Origin of the sequence: Geobacter anodireducens, assembly GCA_001628815.1 — a bacterium.
Classification (GTDB): Bacteria; Desulfobacterota; Desulfuromonadia; order Geobacterales; family Geobacteraceae; genus Geobacter; species Geobacter anodireducens.
On the sequence record CP014963.1, the window covers coordinates 337,562 to 355,155 of the forward strand.

Annotated in this window: 13 protein-coding genes and 2 pseudogenes; 8 read left to right on the forward strand and 7 right to left on the reverse strand. The window is 59.6% G+C overall.

What is annotated here, in order from left to right; all coding sequences use genetic code 11:
- Positions 1 to 6: 6 nt before the first annotated feature.
- The 6 genes and pseudogenes from A2G06_01540 (at position 7) to A2G06_01565 (ending at position 5,783) form a co-directional block, all read left to right on the forward strand.
- Entirely contained in the window at positions 7 to 1,572 is a 1,566-nt protein-coding gene (locus A2G06_01540; GenBank protein ANA39286.1) for an NADH dehydrogenase, read from the forward strand.
- A gap of 34 nt (positions 1,573 to 1,606) precedes the next feature.
- Positions 1,607 to 3,061, forward strand: coding sequence for an NADH-quinone oxidoreductase subunit N (locus tag A2G06_01545; protein ANA39287.1), 1,455 nt, complete (start codon positions 1,607 to 1,609; stop codon positions 3,059 to 3,061).
- A gap of 99 nt (positions 3,062 to 3,160) precedes the next feature.
- Positions 3,161 to 3,676: a 2-Cys peroxiredoxin gene (locus tag A2G06_01550; GenBank protein ANA39288.1), complete on the forward strand. Its 516-nt coding sequence runs from the start codon at positions 3,161 to 3,163 to the stop codon at positions 3,674 to 3,676.
- Between the two features lie 138 nt (positions 3,677 to 3,814).
- On the forward strand, positions 3,815 to 4,261 hold the full coding sequence (locus A2G06_01555; GenBank protein ID ANA41562.1) for a hypothetical protein: 447 nt from the start codon (positions 3,815 to 3,817) through the stop codon (positions 4,259 to 4,261).
- Positions 4,248 to 5,376 (forward strand): annotated as a pseudogene (locus A2G06_01560) (hypothetical protein). Before A2G06_01555 ends, A2G06_01560 begins: the two are co-directional and overlap by 14 nt.
- Positions 5,377 to 5,378: 2 nt before the next feature.
- Entirely contained in the window at positions 5,379 to 5,783 is a 405-nt protein-coding gene (locus A2G06_01565) for a hypothetical protein (protein ANA39289.1), read from the forward strand.
- Between the two features lie 129 nt (positions 5,784 to 5,912).
- Here the strand turns inward: A2G06_01565 and A2G06_01570 are convergent, their stop codons facing one another.
- The 4 genes and pseudogenes from A2G06_01570 to A2G06_01585 form a co-directional block, all read right to left on the reverse strand.
- The gene (locus A2G06_01570) at positions 5,913 to 7,397 is read right to left on the reverse strand and encodes a histidine kinase (protein ANA39290.1); all 1,485 of its coding nucleotides are present in this window, start codon (positions 7,395 to 7,397) and stop codon (positions 5,913 to 5,915) included.
- 81 nt (positions 7,398 to 7,478) lie between these two features.
- Positions 7,479 to 9,080: a cytochrome C gene (locus tag A2G06_01575; protein ID ANA39291.1), complete on the reverse strand. Its 1,602-nt coding sequence runs from the start codon at positions 9,078 to 9,080 to the stop codon at positions 7,479 to 7,481.
- A gap of 25 nt (positions 9,081 to 9,105) precedes the next feature.
- Positions 9,106 to 9,614, reverse strand: a pseudogene (locus A2G06_01580) (nitrate reductase).
- 322 nt (positions 9,615 to 9,936) lie between these two features.
- On the reverse strand, positions 9,937 to 11,241 hold the full coding sequence (locus A2G06_01585; GenBank protein ANA41563.1) for a sigma-54-dependent Fis family transcriptional regulator: 1,305 nt from the start codon (positions 11,239 to 11,241) through the stop codon (positions 9,937 to 9,939).
- A 324-nt stretch (positions 11,242 to 11,565) separates the two neighbouring features.
- Between A2G06_01585 and A2G06_01590 the strand changes: the two genes are divergently transcribed.
- Positions 11,566 to 12,852 carry an outer membrane beta-barrel domain-containing protein gene (locus A2G06_01590; GenBank protein ANA39292.1) on the forward strand — a complete coding sequence of 429 codons (1,287 nt, stop codon included), beginning with the start codon at positions 11,566 to 11,568 and terminating at the stop codon, positions 12,850 to 12,852.
- Between the two features lie 141 nt (positions 12,853 to 12,993).
- On the opposite strand, the gene A2G06_01595 is transcribed toward A2G06_01590, so the two are convergent.
- A complete protein-coding gene (locus A2G06_01595) occupies positions 12,994 to 13,887 on the reverse strand; it encodes a peptidylprolyl isomerase (protein ID ANA39293.1) in 894 nt (297 codons plus the stop codon).
- A gap of 261 nt (positions 13,888 to 14,148) precedes the next feature.
- Between A2G06_01595 and A2G06_01600 the strand changes: the two genes are divergently transcribed.
- Complete coding sequence (locus A2G06_01600; protein ID ANA39294.1) at positions 14,149 to 14,604, forward strand: hypothetical protein; 456 nt, start codon at positions 14,149 to 14,151, stop codon at positions 14,602 to 14,604.
- Between the two features lie 14 nt (positions 14,605 to 14,618).
- On the opposite strand, the gene A2G06_01605 is transcribed toward A2G06_01600, so the two are convergent.
- Together A2G06_01605 and A2G06_01610 are read right to left on the reverse strand one after the other, a co-directional pair.
- Entirely contained in the window at positions 14,619 to 17,141 is a 2,523-nt protein-coding gene (locus tag A2G06_01605) for a helicase (protein ID ANA39295.1), read from the reverse strand.
- Between the two features lie 105 nt (positions 17,142 to 17,246).
- Positions 17,247 to 17,522 carry a cytochrome C gene (locus A2G06_01610; protein ANA39296.1) on the reverse strand — a complete coding sequence of 92 codons (276 nt, stop codon included), beginning with the start codon at positions 17,520 to 17,522 and terminating at the stop codon, positions 17,247 to 17,249.
- Positions 17,523 to 17,594: the final 72 nt, after the last annotated feature.

Sequence of the window (17,594 nt, forward strand, 5' to 3'; positions counted from 1 at the left end):
GAGTTCATGAGCCAGTTTCCGTTAATCAGCGTGATGACCTTTCTTCCACTTCTGGGGGTCGTACTGCTCTTCTTCGTTCCCAAGCAGAGCCACTCGGTGCACAGGATGCTTGCCTTGCTGGTTTCTCTGGTAACCTTTGTCGTGTCGATACCTCTGGTTACTGGTTTCCAGAGTAACGCCGACTTTCAGTTCGTGGAGAAAATGCCGTGGATAGCAGCGGGTCCGTTCCAGATGAACTATCACGTTGCAATCGATGGTATCAGTCTCTGGCTCGTAATCCTTACGACGTTTATCATGCCGATCGCCATCCTTTCAACGTGGACTGCGGTGGAAGAGAAGGTCAAGGAGTATATGATCTGTCTCTTGCTGCTTGAAGTGGGGATGCTTGGAGCCTTTGTATCGCTCGATCTCTTCCTGTTCTACATCTTCTGGGAAGTGATGCTGATTCCGATGTACTTCATCATCGGCATCTGGGGCGGTAAAAACAAAATTTATGCTGCGGTCAAGTTCTTCATCTACACAATGGTTGGCTCTCTGCTCATGCTGGTCGCTCTGGTCACGCTCTATTTCAAGGCAGGGGCTGGCGATTTCAATGTACTCAGATTTTATGAAGCAACTCTGGATCCGGCAACACAGGTCTGGATGTTCTTGGCCTTTGCCCTTGCATTTGCCATTAAAGTTCCCATGTTCCCTCTTCACACGTGGCTTCCGGATGCTCACACCGAAGCTCCGACGGCCGGCTCGGTTATTCTGGCCGCAGTGCTCCTGAAGATGGGAACGTACGGTTTCGTTCGCTTCGCAATACCGCTTTTCCCCGATGCAACCGATAAATTCACTCCTCTCATTGCCACGCTTTCGGTCATTGGCATCGTATACGCCGCCCTCGTCGCAATGGTTCAAGAAGACGTCAAGAAACTTGTGGCATACTCATCCGTTGCTCACTTGGGCTACGTTATGCTGGGAGTGTTCGCACTGAATCTGCAGGGGCTCTCCGGTGGAATGCTGCAAATGCTCAACCACGGGGTTTCTACTGGAGCACTGTTCCTTATCGTCGGTTTTATTTATGAGCGCCGCCATACTCGACTGATTACGGATTTCGGGGGACTCGCCAAGCAAATGCCCGTGTTCGCGACGATATTCATGATCGTCACGCTCTCCTCGATAGGCCTTCCCGGTACGAACGGCTTCGTGGGCGAATTCCTTGTTCTCCTCGGTGCGTTTGAAAGTGAGTTGCGTTGGTATGCAGTGATCGGTACAAGCGGAGTCATCCTTGCTGCCGTCTACATGCTCTGGATGTTCCAGCGCGTTATGTTCGGCGAGCTGTCGAACCCCAAGAATCAGACCCTGTGTGACCTGAATGCGCGGGAAGTCGGGATCATGCTGCCGCTGCTCGTTCTGATCTTTGTGATGGGTGTTTATCCCACCCCCTTCATCGAGAAGATGAGTCCGTCGCTTGAAAAGCTCGTTGTTCATGTGAAGACTAAACAGCAAGGCGCTGTTGCGCAGGCCATGCCCGCACCTGCCGCGCCGCAGGCCATGCCTGCTGCTGTTGTGCCTGCAGAACATAAGTAAATCCGTCTCAGAATAGCCACCGGAGGGATATTAGATGGAAACAATCGTACTCCCAGTCATTAACCTCGCCCCCATCATGCCCGAGGTCATACTTGCGATCTTCGGCATGGCGTTGCTCCTCGTGAATGTGTTTGTACCGAGCGAGCAAAAGGCCTATCTGGGATACCTGAGCCTTGTAGGCATCATCGCGGCCGGCGTAGCAACCATCGGGGGATGGGGAGTGTCCCTTGACGCGTTCAGCGGCTCCGTCGTGCAGGATAATTTCGCTCTCTTCTTCAAGGGGATATTCCTGCTATCGGCCGGGTTGACGGTACTGATCTCCGACCACTACATGAAGCGCGAAGGGTGCAATCAGGGGGAGCTTTATCCATTGATCCTTTTCGCGACCATGGGAATGATGCTCATGGCATCCGGAACGGATCTCATGACGGTATTCCTCGGTCTTGAAGTGCTGTCAGTCTCGCTGTATGTCCTTGCAGGATTTAATCGTGCCAATCTCAAGTCGAATGAGGCAGGGCTCAAGTACTTTCTTCTCGGTGCATTTTCGACAGGCTTTCTTCTCTATGGCATGGCATTGACCTATGGGGCAACAGGGACGACCAAGATCCCTAAGATTGCAGAATTCGTTGCGTTCAACGGCATGGTGGCCCAATCCCCCATGTTCTACATAGGCATGCTCCTCATGGCGTCCGGTTTCGCGTTCAAGATCGCTGCCGCGCCCTTCCATATGTGGACTCCTGATGTCTATGAAGGCGCTCCGACACCGATGACCGCCTTTATGTCCGCAGGCCCCAAAGCAGCCGGTTTCGCTGCATTCATGCGGGTTCTGATCATCGCGTTCCCCTCACTCAAGGCGGACTGGTCCGACCTGTTGTGGATCCTTGCAGTACTCACCATGACCGTCGGTAACCTGATTGCTCTCAATCAGGACAATATCAAAAGGATGCTCGCCTACTCGTCCATTGCCCATGCCGGCTATGCGCTCGTCGGTTTCACCGCCGGAAACGCAGAAGGATCCGCTGGCATTATGTTCTACATGCTGTCTTATGCATTCATGAACATCGGAGCCTTCGCCATTATCATCCTTGTGGGCAAGAAGGGCGAGGAAAACAACAATGTCGCGGACTATGCCGGATTTGCCACAAAACATCCGGTTCTGGCGCTGGCCATGTCGATCTTTCTGTTTTCCCTGGCGGGCATGCCCCCCACGGCAGGATTCATCGGCAAGTTTTATCTCTTCTCGGGAGCCATCAAGGCCGGATACATCTGGCTCGCCATTATTGGCGTACTGAACAGCGCCGCGTCCGTCTACTACTACCTCAGGGTGATGGTCTACATGTACATGAAGAATCCGACCGAGGAGTTCGATTGGATGACCCTTTCCCCTGCCGTTATGCTCTGCATACTGATTGCTGTGGTGGGTGTCCTCGTTCCTGGTGTGGTTCCTTCGTATCTTCTAGAGCTCGCCCAAAAAGCTGTCTTGCTTTAGCCGGCAGAATGAGTTCGTGAAAAAAGCCCCTCTGTGTAGGGGCTTTTTTCGTTCGAGTCTGTTAGAATTAATACCATATCAGCCGCAAGGAGGAGACCCATGGAGGAACGATCAGGCATAATCACATTCAAGGGCAATCCCATGACATTGTTGGGGCCCCAGCTCAAGGTCGGGGATCAGGCGCCGGAGTTCAACGTGGTAGATACGTCACTCGCGGCGAAGTCCCTCAAAGATTACGCCGGGGCTATCAAAATCATCAGTAGCGTGCCTTCGCTCGATACGCCGGTCTGTGATGCGGAGACGCGGCGTTTCAACCAGGAGGCTGCATCGTTGCCGGCCAATGTCGTGGTCCTTACCATCAGCCTTGATTTGCCGTTTGCTCAGAAGCGCTGGTGTGGTGCCGCGGGCATTGACCGCGTGGTTACCCTTTCCGATTACCGGGACCGCTCGTTCGGGCTCGCCTACGGGGTACTTATCAAAGAGTTGATGCTCTTGTCCCGCTCGGTGTTCGTGGTGGATGGCGGCGGGGTTGTCCGTTACCTTCAGCATGTGCCGGAGGTCACCTCCGAGCCTGACTACGCAGCGGTCATCGCCGCAGTGCGTGCCATACTCTGATAGCCCTCATTCAACCCGGCAGGAAACGTGAACTGCCGGGTTGAACCCCCTCAGTACGGATCACTCTGGATGGTGGCAGCCTTGGGTGGGAATGGATAGCCGTTGACATCGTTCACTGCCATCCGCTACTGTTCTATCATGGAACAACAGCTTGCCGCTCACGGCCTGATTGCCCTTTTCGTGGTTAGTTTTCTTGCCTCAACCCTTATCCCTGTCGGCTCCGAGTGGCTACTTGTCGTTCTTCTGACTCAGGATTACAACCCATTGGCCGTTACAGCCACTGCCACAGCCGGTAACATCCTCGGCGCCTGTACGACTTGGGCCATCGGCATGTGGGGGGGTGTATACCTGGTGCGGCGGGTTCTTCGAATATCGGAGGACTCCGAACGCAGGGCAGAGCAGTTCTATCGCCGGTATGGTTCCTGGTCGCTTCTCTTGTCATGGCTGCCAATACTCGGAGATCCTCTCTGCTTGGTGGGAGGTGTCCTGGGAGTCGGATTCGGCCGGTTCGCGCTGCTGGTCGGGATCGGAAAGCTCGCGCGCTACTCGTTCATCACCTGGGTGACGGTCCATGCTGTCAACTGAACCGTCCGGCCATCGGGAACTCGAAAATACCATTGTACGTCTGCTGAAGCGCCGTCCCTTTTATGGTCAATTCCTCCTGGCAGTGCGTCGTGAGCAGCGTCCTGGTTCCTTCCCCCTGGGGATAACCTTTCGGGATGGTGTCCTCGTCTTGGTGGTGGATCCTCAGCGATTCGACGCTGAGTCTCCTGCTGCCAGGGAAGGCTTGCTCGAGCATTGCGTCAAACACGTGATTCACCTTCACATGGTGCGACGAAAAGGGCGCAATGGCCATGATTGGGATGTGGCCTGCGATCTGGCCATCAACCCGTCCATTGAACACCTGCCCGTCGATGCGCCGCTTCCAGTTCATTTCTCCGTTGACGATGGCCTGGCTGCCGAAGATTATTACAACCTGCTCTCCAACCCGTTCGATGCCGGAAGCTTGGAGGGGCAGGGCGCGGGGCGGGCACGCAAGGATGAAGCGGTGCCACTGGGGAGGGATGTGACCGCGACCTGAACGCCACTACGGTTGACGACCACGGTGCCTGGGAGGAGGCGGACTCGACCCCGTTTCGACTTGCCGAGGAGGTGGTGCGCGGCATGGTACGGGAGGCTTGGCGACAGGCCGATGGTGACGTGCCTGCTGATATCCGTCATGTGATAGAGGGAATGCTTGCGCCCTCTCCGATTGCGTGGCAGCAGGTGCTGCGGCAGTTCGTTGCGGCTGCTGGTCGCATCGGTCGTGAAGCGAGCTGGCTGAAGGAGCACCGTCGCTTCGCCCACATGACGCCCGGCATCCGCAAACGGCGGCGGTTGAATCTGCTGGTCGGGATCGATGTGAGCGAATCCACCGACGCCGTGGAGCTCCGGGAGGCATTTGCCCGGGAGTTGGTCCGGATCTCCCGCGGACGCGATGCAGAGATAACGGTTCTGTATGCCAACAGTCGGATTCAGCGGATGGAGAGCTTCAGGGGAGCGCTGGGCGTGACCGAGGTCTACCACGGCGGTGGATTCACGGATCTTCGCCCTGTCTTCGAACCCGCCCCGAGCACATGGAGTTCCCTACCCTGTGGGTGCTGACGCGTGAAGGGGAGAAACCCGTTCCCTGGGGGGCAGAATTGAGGCTGGAGGTATGACCATGGAAGAACTCAAGCCGATGACTACAGAGTCGGTCAGAGAACTGCTGGAAGAGGCTGGGGCTGAAGTCATGGCACGCTCGGGAAGGACGGAAAGCTACAGTGCGCCCCGGGACTTTTCCTTCGAAGTCAGGGCCATCTTCCCCAATGGCATGGGGCTACACATCGTGGCGCGGCAGTTCAACTACCGCGATCCGTGGGAAGCAACAGGGCGAGTCAACGACCTGGTCGATGTTTCGCTACTGCGAGAGGGAGTCTACACGTCCCTTCCCAAGGGATACCCATGGTTCCAGGGCGGTGATCTTGAGGAAAGAGTAGACGAGGCACGACTCCGGGACCTCATTGCCTGTGTCCGCGATGTCAATCCAAAGCTCTACCTGCTCCAGGAGTTGACTGGAGACTTGTAGCAGCGCAGGCAGCCGTTGGCAGAGCCTGCAACCTCGGGCAACTGGGAGCCAATGGACCTGTGTAGAGCCGTGGCGGGTCAGAATCGGCCTTTACCAAGGCGGCTCGTAGCAATGGAGACTTGGCCGTGCTTACGGCACAGTAAAATAAAATGTCGCCCCTTCCCCGACCTTGGCTTCCGCCCAGACCTTTCCTCCATGACGCTCGATGATGCGGCGGACCGTGGCGAGGCCGATGCCGCTTCCCTCGAACTCGCTGGCGGAATGGAGCCGCTCAAAGGGGATGAAGAGCCGATGGGCGCGTGACATGTCGAATCCGGCCCCATTGTCGCGGATATAGTGGGCCGTCTCTCCTCCGAGCTCGCACCTCCCGAACTCGATCACGGCCGTCTCTTTGTCTCCCGTATACTTCCAGGCATTGCCCACCAGGTTTTCGATCACCACCCTCATCAACCTCCGGTCGCCATTCACTACGACACCATCCGCAATAGCCACCGTCACGTTCCGTTCAGGGAGACGAAACCGGAATTCCTCAATGACCATCAAGGCCATATGAGAAAGATCAATCGGCTCGCGTCGGATTTCTTCCCGCCCGAGTCGAGCGAGGCCGAGCAACGATTCGATGAGCCGGTTCATCCGCTTGCCAGCCGTCAGAATCCGTTCCACATAGCTACGTCCCGTGTCGTCGAGTCGCGCACCGTAGTCGTCCAGCAGGATCCTGCCGAACCCGTAGATGGAGGTAAGGGGGGTGCGCAGATCATGGGAGACCGAGTAGCTGAAGGTTTCGAGCTCGCGATTCGCCTCCTCCAGCTCCGCGGTACGCTCTGCGACCCGCTGTTCCAGTTCGGCATTGACCCGCCGGGCGTGCTCTTCGGCCTGGCTTCGTTCGGCAACCTCGCGCTTGAGCTCACCGTTCACGCGGCTGAAAAAAACGAGAACGGCCGTGGTCAGGACAAAAAAGAGAGAATGGATGAGAACGATTTGGGCCCGCACCACTGCCAGAGTCTGCCCGAACGGAGTATAGGGGAACGAGACGCTGATTCCTCCCAGAATTGAACCGGGGCGGTGGCGCTCCGTCATCTCATGGCAACGGAAGCAGGCCGCATCCGACTTGAGGGATGCCATGAACCTGAAAACCTTACCGTTACGGGCACGCTCCACTGACCAGGTCTCGGCTTTTCCTCCCGCGAAGCCGAGCAGTGCGTGCTCTTCCCACTCGTCAGTGCGGTTTGCCGGATTCATGGGGTCGCTGCTGGTGATATGGACCGACACATCCTGAATCCTGCGCAGTTCTTCCCCCAGGAGCCGGGTCATGTAGGCCGGGTTGATCCTGGTCAGTTTCAGGCCGTCCGTGGTCTCCACGTCGCGCTGGGGGTCTTTCATCAGGTAGGGGTTGGGACGAATCGCGTCGGATATGGGCAGGAAGAAACCGCCATGCTCTGCATTCCACTGCCGGGTGGCGATGATCGTGCGCAGGATGGAACGTCCCATTTGTGCCGCGAGCTCTTCATAGTGCTCGGATGCCAGGCGGAGGTTGAACCAGAGGGAGAGGCCTGTCACTGCCATGAGAAGGGCGAGGATCAGATAACTGTATGAAACGATGTTGCTGCGATGCATGGGACGGATGACCTTTCTCGCCAGAAAGCCCGGGCTGCTCGCGAAGCCCGGGCTTTCTGGCGAGGAGCAGAAAGGAAAGGGTTACTTCTTGGGTTCCATGGCATCGTTCAGGAGCTTCACCCCTGCCTTGGATGCCGCAATGGAGGAGGTCAGGCTGTCGCGGGCCAGTTCGGGATTATGGAAACCATCACTGTTTTCAGCAGTCCAGTATTCCCACAGTACATGGGCTTCCTCATGCTTCTCCCGCGCTTTCGCAAGGACATCTTCGCCGATTCCCATCCGCTTTGCAGCGGCGTAGGTGTCGATCAATTGACCGAGCCAGTATTCAGCCTTGCGCATCTTGCCGCGGATGTAGTTACGGGTTCCTTCGATCTGGTAGGACTTCTGCTCCACGGTGCTCTTGGGATGGCAGCCGAGGCAGGCTTCTTTCACATGGTGGGCAGGACGAATCACACCGTGGGATTTAAACGTCTTGCCGTCCTTGCCCTTCATGCGCGGCATGTGGCAGTCGGCACAGCCGACGCCGGCCCGGTCATGAACGCTGCCCGCATAGGTTTCGGCTTCCGGGTGCTGCAGTTTCACGAGGCGTGCCCCTGTGATCGCGTGCTTGAAATCGTAGAAATCGAGCTTCTTGTAGTGTGCGAGGAGGTCCTTTGCGTTCTTGAGTGGAAAGTGGTTGGTGCGCTGGTCGTCGTAACCCACCTTCTGGCCATCGGACCATTGGAAGCCCGCGTTACAGTTGTACTCGACATGGCACTGGGCGCACATGAGGCGCGAATCGGTCTTCTCCATGACGCCGATCTTGCGGAAGCCGTCGCGGAATGAAACGACCTTGAGGTCGGTCTTGCCGTCCTTGGCAAAAATGTTGCCGGACGGATCCTTTTCAATGGCCTGGATCAGACCGTCACGCACCACACGGGGCTGCGTGCCGTGGGGATCGTGGCAGTGGATGCATCCCACCGGATTCTGGGTGTCCTTGGCCACGGCAACGATGTCGGAGCTCCGGTCCCACTTGGCCTTGGGATCCTTGTCACCCATGAACTTCCAGGTGAGGATGTGATCGGATGTCTTGCACTGAATGCAGGTGGGGTTTCCGGCCATGGCGGTTTCCGGGAGCTTTGCGCCGGTGTCGGTCAGGATATCCCACGTCTTGCCGGTGGCATCCATGCCCCAGGCGCCTTTCTTGTACTGGAAGCGTCCTCCCTGGAAGCGGTCGACGATGAACTGGTCCACCACCATGAAGGCGTGCCCCCGGGGCTCGTTGTGCTCGAAGGTGAAACCGTGGCCCGCCAGGAGTTTGTCCTGCATGGGAGAGCGACCGGTGGGAATCCCCTTTTCCTTGCGGGGCTGGGCCTCGTAATTGACTGTGAAGAAGCTGTCGTATTCGTTTTTGTGGCACGAGCCGCACTTGGCCGGTTCCAGGTTGGTACCCGGCTTGTTCTCATAGTTGGCCAGGTGCTCCTTGAGGTTGTCGTGGCAGGACTCGCAGGAAAGGCGGGCGTGCTTTGATCCTTCCTTGAGAGCCTTGACCTCCTCGTGACAGCCGTAGCATGCCTCCCGTCCGTCTCCTTTGGCACCCGTGGCGGCAGGTTTGCCCTTTGCCGCCGTGGAGAGCACCGGGATCGACAGGACAACGGCCGCTCCCGCGGCAACCGCCAGTACAGCCAGTCGTTTCTTCCACATACGTTCTCTTCTCCTTTCGTGTTGGTTATGGCCTGCCGTTCAACGGCTCGATGCTCATCGCTTTCGGCTTTGCCGGGCAGGCGTGCCTGCAGCCGCCGCAGCCGGTACATCTCCGTTTGCTCACCCGTATGGTCCTGCCGAAGATGAGTGTAAGCGCTCCCTCGGGACAGCGTTCAATGCAGATGGAACACCCTTCGCGTACCAGGCAGCGGTCACGGATCAGTCGCGCCCTGCCAATCGCCGTGCGCTCCCCCTCGTTTGGCAGCGTCAGAACGCCCTTGGGGCACGCCCCGGCGCAGAGGTAGCAAAGGGTACAGCGTCCCTGGGAAAAGTCGAGGTACGGTCCCTGTCGGTCGGATCCCGCACGATTATGGCCGAAGGGCAGACATCCCGGCAGGCGGTGCAGCCGCCGCAGAAGCCCGACGCAGTTTCCCTGAACCGGGGCGGCCGGCACACGGGAGCAGTCGCCCCGGCTGTTCGCGCCGCGTTCCGGTACCCTGGCAAGAATCGGGACAGAAACCGGCGTCCTTCCATTGTTCCGCCTTTGCTTATTTCTTGGGCATCTCAGGTGCTGACGCGCTGCGTTGGATCTTCATGCTGAAATGCTGTCTATAAAATTAGCAAACATTCAAGGATGTGCAACGCGTGGAGAGGCATGTACTGCGTTGTGGGCAGTCGTGCGTCCGGGAAAAATCGTCTGCCAGCGGATGAGCAGGTTGCGTACCAACCATGGCTCAAAAGTGAAATGTCGACTAATTAGCCGGAATTATTGATAGGCGAGAGAGTGCTGTGGTGAGAGAGAGTGCTTCGGGAACTGGCAAAATGTTGCGCAAAGGTAACGTATGTATCTAAAACGTTACATGGGGTCCATCTGTTTCAGTTTTTCCCAGAGGGTCTTGCGGGAGATGCCGAGGAGTTGTGCCGCCACTCCTTTGCGGTTGCCGGTTGCCCGCAGTGCTTCGCGGATGGCCTCCTGCTCGGCGTCGGATACTGCCCGGGAAAGGGTCGCCGCCGGAGCGGGGCGTGTCGGCGCCGCAGGTGCACCTGTCATGAAGTAGGGGGCCAGATCGGCCAGGGTGACCGTCTCGCCCAGCGACAGGGCAACGCCCCGCTCAAGGGCATTCTCCAACTCCCGGACGTTTCCGGGATAGTCGTAGTTCAGGAGCGCCTTGCGGGCCTCAGGATCGATGGTTCGGACAGGCTTGCACATCCGTTCGGCATAGACGGCCAGAAAGTGCTCGGCCAGGGGGAGGATGTCTTCGCGGCGTTCCCGGAGCGGCGGCAGATGGACCGGGATGACGTTGAGGCGGTAAAAGAGGTCTTCCCGGAAGGTGCCGCGCTCGACTTCCCTGCGCAGATCCTTGTTGGTGGCGGCAATGATCCGCACATCCACGGCGATCTCGCGGTTGCCGCCGATCCGCTCCAGGGTCTTTCCCTGGATTACCCGCAACAGCTTCGCCTGGGCGGCCAGGGGCATCTCGCCGATTTCGTCGAGAAAAATGGTTCCCCGGTGAGCCTGTTCGAATTTCCCCTTGCGTTCCCGCACCGCTCCCGTGAACGCACCCCGCTCATGGCCGAAAAGCTCCGACTCCAGGAGCGTCTCCGGCAGGGCGGCACAGTTCACCTTGACGAAGGAGTTCTTGTGACGCGGGCTCATCTGGTGGATGGCGCAGGCCACCAGCTCCTTGCCCGTGCCGCTCTCGCCGGAGATGAGAATGGTTGAGTCGAGGGCTGCCGTGGCCCTGATCATGTGGAATACCGGTTCCATGGCGTGACTTTTTCCGATCATGCCGCCGCAGGAGAAATCGGCCCGCACCTGCTCCCTCAAAGAGATATTTTCTTCCTTGAGGTGCTCCTTCTCGGTGATGTCTCGCGAGATGAGGAGGGTGCCCTCGTAGGTCCCGGTCTCGTTTCTGATGGGGTAGTAGCTGTTTTCGAAGATTTTTTCCCTGACGTGGATCACGCGGGTGGAAAAGGGGATGGCACCACCCTTCAGCCCGGCGATGAGGCGGCGGATGCGCTTTTCGGACGCGGGTGAGTGAATGGAAACGATGCTGCGCCCCAGATAGTTGGCGGCGATGATCCCCCGGATTTCTTCGGCAGCCGCGTTAATGTAGCGGATTCTGTCGTCGGCGTCGGCGAAGATGATCCCTTCGCCCATGCTGGCGAGGATTGCCCTGAAAACAGGTAGCTGGAGCGGTTTGGATTCAGTGTGCACAGTAGTCTCCCTATATGTTACCTGACCGTAACACGACAGCGAATTCGACTCCACCATTTTTCCGTGAGTCCATTCCGTTGCTGGGAAAAAGTCGTCAACAGCCGCCTGTCGGTTGACATTGATTCATCGTGGCGTATAATTGTGCCCAATCAATGAGCAGGGTCACATCCCCATGTCATGAGCAGCGTACCGTAAGGTTCAGGCCCGCGGCGTTCCGACGCGGGCCTGAACCGCGACGCGGCATCTACTACCCAAAGGAGGTCATCAATGAAGCAACGAATCGTGCCCGGACTGCTTGCCCTGGCCGCAATAGCCGTCACGGCCGCGCCAGGACTCGCCGAAAACAGGAGCGGAGCAGGGTACATCTCTCCCTTTGTGGGCGGCTACACGTTTGACGGCGCACAGCACCTGAAAACCCGTCCGACTTTCGGCCTTAGAGGCGGCTACAACCTGGACAAGAACTGGGCCGCCGAACTGCTCTTCGGCTATGTTCCCACCAAGCAGAGCAGGGGGCAGGGAAATGACGTGGACGCCTACCGTTACGGTCTCGACGTCCTCTATAACTTCATGCCCGACAGCGCCCTGGTGCCGTTCCTCGCCGTAGGCGGCGGCGCTTCCACCATAGACCATCCAGAAGGGGTGAGCGACGAGCATGAGCAGTATGTGAACTACGGCGGCGGCCTCAAATACTTCGTGACCGACAGTTTCGCACTTCGTGGCGACGTGCGGCACATCTACATGCTTGGCCCCGAAAACCACAACTTCGAATACACGCTTGGACTCAGCTACTTCTTCGGGGGCGAGCGTCCCGCCCCGGCCAAGGTCGCAGCGCTCCCCGAACCGCCAAAGGCCGTTGAGCCGCCGCCTCCGGCCCCGGCGCCCAAGAAAGAGATGGTACCGCCTCCTCCGCCTCCTGCGCCCAAGGACACGGACGGCGACGGGGTCATTGATGAGCTTGACAAGTGCCCCGATACCCCCGCAGGCGTGAAGGTGGACAGCGTTGGTTGCCCCCTCGACACGGACAAGGACGGCGTCTACGATTACCTTGACAAGTGCCCCGACACCCCTGCCGGCGTGAAGGTGGACAGCGTCGGTTGCCCTCTCGATACTGACGGCGACGGCGTCTATGACTATCTGGACAAGTGCCCCGATACGCCCAGGGACTTGGCGGTCGACGCCAAAGGATGCCCCGAGCGCGTCTGTATCACTCTCGGCGTTCAGTTCGACACCGACAAGGCCGTGGTCAAGCCCCAGTACCATGACGAGATCAAGAAGGCCGCCGACTTCCTGAAGGAGTACCCCGAGGCGACCGCCGTCATTGAAGGGCACACCGACAGCGTCGGGAGCGATGGCTACAACCAGAAGCTTTCGGAGCGGCGCGCCAAGGCGGTCATGAAGTATCTGGTCGACAAATTCGGCATCAACGCCAAGCGCCTTTCGGCCAAGGGCTTCGGTGAGTCAAAGCCGATCGCCGACAATGCCACCGAGGAAGGGCGGTACAAGAACCGCCGGGTTGTGGCGACCATCGACTGCGGTATGAAGAAGAGACGGTGATTCACGTCTTCTCGCAAAGGAGAAACGGCGCGTTGCCCAGGCAACGCGCCGTTTTTTTGCCCGCGGTAACGGGCGTGCTGCATTGCCCATGGCCTGAAACCAGGCGGCCGGGCTATCCTGCCTGCCTTCACCCGCCGGTGGCTACTTCTCCCCGCCTGGCTGTTTCTCCCCGGTTACGGGCAGTTCCACTCCCGCCTGTTTAGCAGCCCCGGCAATGAATTCCCGCAGCCTGTTCTGCTCAGCCTCATCCTGCAGCCTGGTGCGCAGGGTTTCCTTTACCTCGTCGAAGGGGAGGGCCCTTTTCTCCTTCCGTTCATCCACCTTGACGATGTGATAGCCGAAGGGGCTCTCAACCAGGCCGCTCACCTCGCCGGCCTTGAGGGCGAACACCGCCTTCTCGAATTCCTCGGAATTGGTTTGTCCGGGAGTGATGGCGCCGAGCAGGCCCCCTTCTTTTGCCGACTCGGCGTCCTCGGATGCCTCCGCGGCCACGGCGGCAAAGTCTTCTCCCTTGTTCAGCCGTTCGAGTACCCCTTCAGCCCTTGTTCTGGCCGCCGCCTTGGCCTGGCTGTCGGCAGCGTCGGCGATTCCGATGAAGATGTGCCGGACCATGGCCTGCTCAGGCATGACAAAGTCCTTGGCATGCTCCTGGTAGTAGGCTCGCAGTTCTGCATCGGACACCTTCACGCCTGCAATGACGACCTTGGTCAGGTATTCGCGGGCCAGGAAATCGTCCACAAAGTAGCCGAGCCGTTCCCTCACCTCGGGCTTGCGGTCGAAGCCCTCTTTCCTGGCTATCATGGCAACAGCCCGGGTCTGCAGGATTTCCCTGGCCAGAAACGCCCGTTGCTCCGGATTTTTTCGGAGTTGCTGCTGCGCTTCGGCCGGCAGGGCATCGATGAGCCGGTCCAGGTCCGCCTCCCGCAGGGTGAACTCGCCCGCCTTCCCCACCACGGGGTTGATTTCCTCCGCCCGGGACCCCCCTGCAGCCAAGGCAACGAGGAACGCGCCCACCAGTAACGTCCTTGAAGTCATGTGTCCTCCCTCTGTCATGATGGTGTGGAATGCGTATTCATGTGTTTCTCCGACCTATTAGCACAGAGCCGAGGGAAAAGCCAGCGCCACCTGGGGCATGCAGTGCCGTACCGCGTGGACGGGTATCCCCGGCCACCCGCCGTGTCTCCTGATACCCTTCCTGTCCTCCACCCGCTCAACAAAGTTGTAAAACGATATTTTATTTGATAAGGTGTATGCCACTTGCCGACAACGGCGATTACTTCACATCAAGGAGTTGTCATGGCACAGGTGTTTGATTTTACACGACTGCGCAGGCTGACGATTATTCACGTGTTTGTCCAGGCCTTTCTCTTGATTCTCCTTGTCGGCACCTCCTCGGTGCTTCTCGGCAAGGTCCCGTCCCAGGTTTTCATGAACAGTGTCATCAGGGTCGTGGTGCTCCAACTGATCCTCTTTTATCCTGTGTACAAACTCGCGGCTTCGGATGCGGAGCGCGAGGTGGCATCGGCCTCCACGGGGCTTACCGCTGACGAGATGCAGGCCCTGCGACGCAAGAGGGTATTCAGCGACATTCTCAAAGGGGCGCTGATCATTTTTTTCTTCACGTTCATTCTGAGGGCTCCCGGCGCCCCCCAGATCCAGTTCTCCATCCTCGCCGTCTTTCTCCTTTCCTACCTGGCCTACTTCCAGTGCTTCAACTCGGTGGCCAAGCGGCTCATGCGCGCCAAGAGCTGAGGCGAACCCCTGCGTTACGGCGGTGGCGGGGCCGCGAAGAACTCAGCCATGGCTCCGAAAACCTCCGCCGAAGAGCCGGTCACCAGCCGCACGGGGGGCAGTGACCGGAGGAAGTGCCCGCCGTAGTTTTTCGTAAGGACCCGGCTGTCGAGGATGAGGACCGCGCCCCGGTCTTCCCTGCTTCTGATCAGTCGTCCGAATCCCTGCTTGAACTTGATGACCGCCTGGGGAACCGTGTACTCCATGAAGGGGTCGCCCCCGCCGGCGGCAATGTGCTCGGCCCGGGCCTCCAGGATAGGTTCCGTGGGAACCCTGAAGGGGAGCCGTGTGAGCGCCACCAGTTCCAGGGCCTTCCCCTGGACGTCAACTCCCTCCCAGAAGGAGTCGGTGCCGAAGAGCACGGAGTTGGGCTCCTGCCTGAACCGGGCCAGGAGGTGGTGCCGGTTGACCTCCCCCTGGCGCAGCGGGGTGAGTCCCCGCCGCTTCAATGCCTCGGCCATCCTGCCGAAAAGTTTTGCCAACAGATCGTAGGAGGTGAAGAGGACAAAGGCGTGCCCCTCCGAGATGGCCAGCCCCTGGTGAAGCGCCAGCTCCAGGGCCTCCTGGAAGCCGCGCGAGGCGGGTTCCGGGATGTCGGCGGGGATACCCACGAAGGCCTGGTGCTCGTAATCGAAGGGGGAGGCCAGGAGGAGTCCGGTGACCCGGTCCTGTTTCAGGAGGGCGATGCCGGTCCGGCCGGCCAGATAGTCGAACCGCTCTCCCACCGCCAGGGTGGCGGAGGTGACGATCACGGTCCGGAAGGCGTCGAACAGGGTTCGCTTGAGGGCTGCCGCCACCTCCAGGGGGGATGAGCAGAGCCGCACGACCATGCCACTTTTCCCCCGTTTCACCTCGAACCAGCGGCAGACCTCGCCCTCGCGGCCGATGAAGAAGATCAGGTCACCGGCCACCGCTTCGAGCCTGCCGGTGATTCCCCGGAGGTCGATGAGGAGCCCGGCAAGCTTTTCCCGTACCTCCTCCGGAAGACGCACACAGGCCGTGAGAACCCCTTTCAACTCCCGCACGTAGTCGTTCAGGTCCGTGGCCAGTTCCCGCACCTCGTCGTCCACCACCCGCCAGAGCCGGGAGCCGAAGAGCGACGGCGTAACCCGCAGTTTCCGCTCGCCCGTCGTGCCCCCCCGTTCCGACAGGTGTCCCACGAGGGCGATACCGATGGCGTCCATGGCACGGGTGACGCCGTCGGCCAACTGCTGACGGCGGGGAATGAGGGTGCCGTCGATCCGCTCGGCCAGGTCCCGGTAGAGTTCGTCGAGGGTTTCGGGCATTTCCCGGGCAAGCCCTGCCGAAAACTGGGGCAGGAGTCCGCGTTGGGGCTTGCGCGGGTTCTGGAGCCTTCCCAGGAGTTTCAGCAGTCCCGTGCGGGAGACCTGGGCCGACAGGTGGCCCGTGGCCACGTCCTCCAAATGGTGCCCCTCGTCCACGATGAGCCGTTCGAAAGGGGGGAGGATGGCGGTGGAGCGGTAGCCGGCCTCCTGGCGCAGGGCCAGATCGGCCATGAGGAGCGAGTGGTTGACCACCAGGACATCGGCACTGGCCGCTTGACGACGGGCGGAGTAAAAGAAACAGCGGGCATAGAAGGGACAGCGGACCCGGCCGCACTGGTCGGCTTCGCAGGCCACCTCCTCCCACGCCTCCTCCTTGGGAATGAAGGAGAGATCGCTCCGGCATCCTTCCCCGGTGGTCTCGCTCCAGGCGATGATGGCCTCCAGCTCGCCGGCGGCGGGGTCGTCGGCGAAGAGCGACGGCTCGGCCTTGACGGCGGCCAGTTTGCGGCGGCAGAGGTAGTTGGAGCGTCCCTTCACGAGCACGGCCCTGAAAGAGATGCCCGCGTGTTGTTGGAGAAAGGGGATGTCCTTGCGGGTCAGTTGTTCCTGAAGGTTGATGGTGTTTGTGGAAACCACCACCCGCTCCTGGTTGCGAATGGCCCAGAGAACGGCGGGGACCAGGTAGGCCAGCGACTTGCCCGTACCCGTACCCGCCTCGATGACCGCCACCCGGTCGTCGTTGAACGCCTCGGTGACGCGGAACGCCATCCTGAGCTGCTCGTCCCGGTACTCGTAGCCGGGGAGGTTGTCGGCGAGGACACCGGCCGGCGCGAAGATCCGCTCGATCTCCGGGAACGACAGCCTTTGGGTTTCCCGCCGGGCAAAGGGGGGAACCACTTGGTAGCAGTTCTCGGCCCGGTTGTCGATAATGGAGAAGCCCACTCCCTGGTTTCCCAGGAGCGAGGCGATCTCCACATCGGCCTGGGAGGGGGTGAGAACGCCGGATGGGTGGTTGTGGATCACCACGTCGCCGAAGCTGGTGGCGATCATGATGGCGGCCACGGCATCCCGGTTGCCCCGGGCAAGGGGCTCCACCTCCACAACGAGGAGGTTCTCGTCCGTGCGCCCCAGAAAGAAGACCTCGTTGTCCCCGGCGTCGGTGATGGCCGCGCGCAAGTCGAGGATGGCCTGTTCCGAAAAGTAACGTTTCATTGCCGTGAGGATACCGGAGCGGGGGAGGCGGGGGCAAGGGGATTCGCACGAAAAAGGGCGGATCGCTCCGCCCTCTTCCTTCATGCCGGGTATGCCGGTGCCGGATTACTTCTTGTGGCACTCGCCGCACTTGGTGGGGCCCTTCTTCATCTCCTCATGGCAGCCCTTGCAGGACTTGCCGTGCGCCATCTCCTTGCCGAACCCTTCGATCTTGCCCGGCGTCTTGCCGTGGCACACGGCACAGTCGGGGACGATCGTCTGGTGTTTCTTGTGGTCAAAGGTGACGTTACCGTTCTTGGCGGTGAAGGTCATGGTGTCGGCGGCCAGGGCGGCGCCGGCGGCGAAGAGGGTGAGGGCCAGGGATGCGATCAGTTTTTTCATGGTGATTCTCCTTTCGGGGGTGTGTGCGAAATCGCATGGTCCCAGTGTAGGAGGCCAGCGCCCTGTCCGCCA

Bases quoted from the DNA above. Each gene is read 5' to 3' on its own strand.
- A2G06_01540 (ANA39286.1), top strand. From the start codon at position 7: ATGAGCCAGTTTCCGTTAATCAGCGTGATGACCTTTCTTCCACTTCTG.
- A2G06_01545 (ANA39287.1), top strand. From the start codon at position 1,607: ATGGAAACAATCGTACTCCCAGTCATTAACCTCGCCCCCATCATGCCC.
- A2G06_01550 (ANA39288.1), top strand. From the start codon at position 3,161: ATGGAGGAACGATCAGGCATAATCACATTCAAGGGCAATCCCATGACA.
- A2G06_01555 (ANA41562.1), top strand. From the start codon at position 3,815: ATGGAACAACAGCTTGCCGCTCACGGCCTGATTGCCCTTTTCGTGGTT.
- A2G06_01565 (ANA39289.1), top strand. From the start codon at position 5,379: ATGGAAGAACTCAAGCCGATGACTACAGAGTCGGTCAGAGAACTGCTG.
- A2G06_01570 (ANA39290.1), bottom strand. From the start codon at position 7,397: ATGCATCGCAGCAACATCGTTTCATACAGTTATCTGATCCTCGCCCTT.
- A2G06_01575 (ANA39291.1), bottom strand. From the start codon at position 9,080: ATGTGGAAGAAACGACTGGCTGTACTGGCGGTTGCCGCGGGAGCGGCC.
- A2G06_01585 (ANA41563.1), bottom strand. From the start codon at position 11,241: ATGGGCGAAGGGATCATCTTCGCCGACGCCGACGACAGAATCCGCTAC.
- A2G06_01590 (ANA39292.1), top strand. From the start codon at position 11,566: ATGAAGCAACGAATCGTGCCCGGACTGCTTGCCCTGGCCGCAATAGCC.
- A2G06_01595 (ANA39293.1), bottom strand. From the start codon at position 13,887: ATGACTTCAAGGACGTTACTGGTGGGCGCGTTCCTCGTTGCCTTGGCT.
- A2G06_01600 (ANA39294.1), top strand. From the start codon at position 14,149: ATGGCACAGGTGTTTGATTTTACACGACTGCGCAGGCTGACGATTATT.
- A2G06_01605 (ANA39295.1), bottom strand. From the start codon at position 17,141: ATGAAACGTTACTTTTCGGAACAGGCCATCCTCGACTTGCGCGCGGCC.
- A2G06_01610 (ANA39296.1), bottom strand. From the start codon at position 17,522: ATGAAAAAACTGATCGCATCCCTGGCCCTCACCCTCTTCGCCGCCGGC.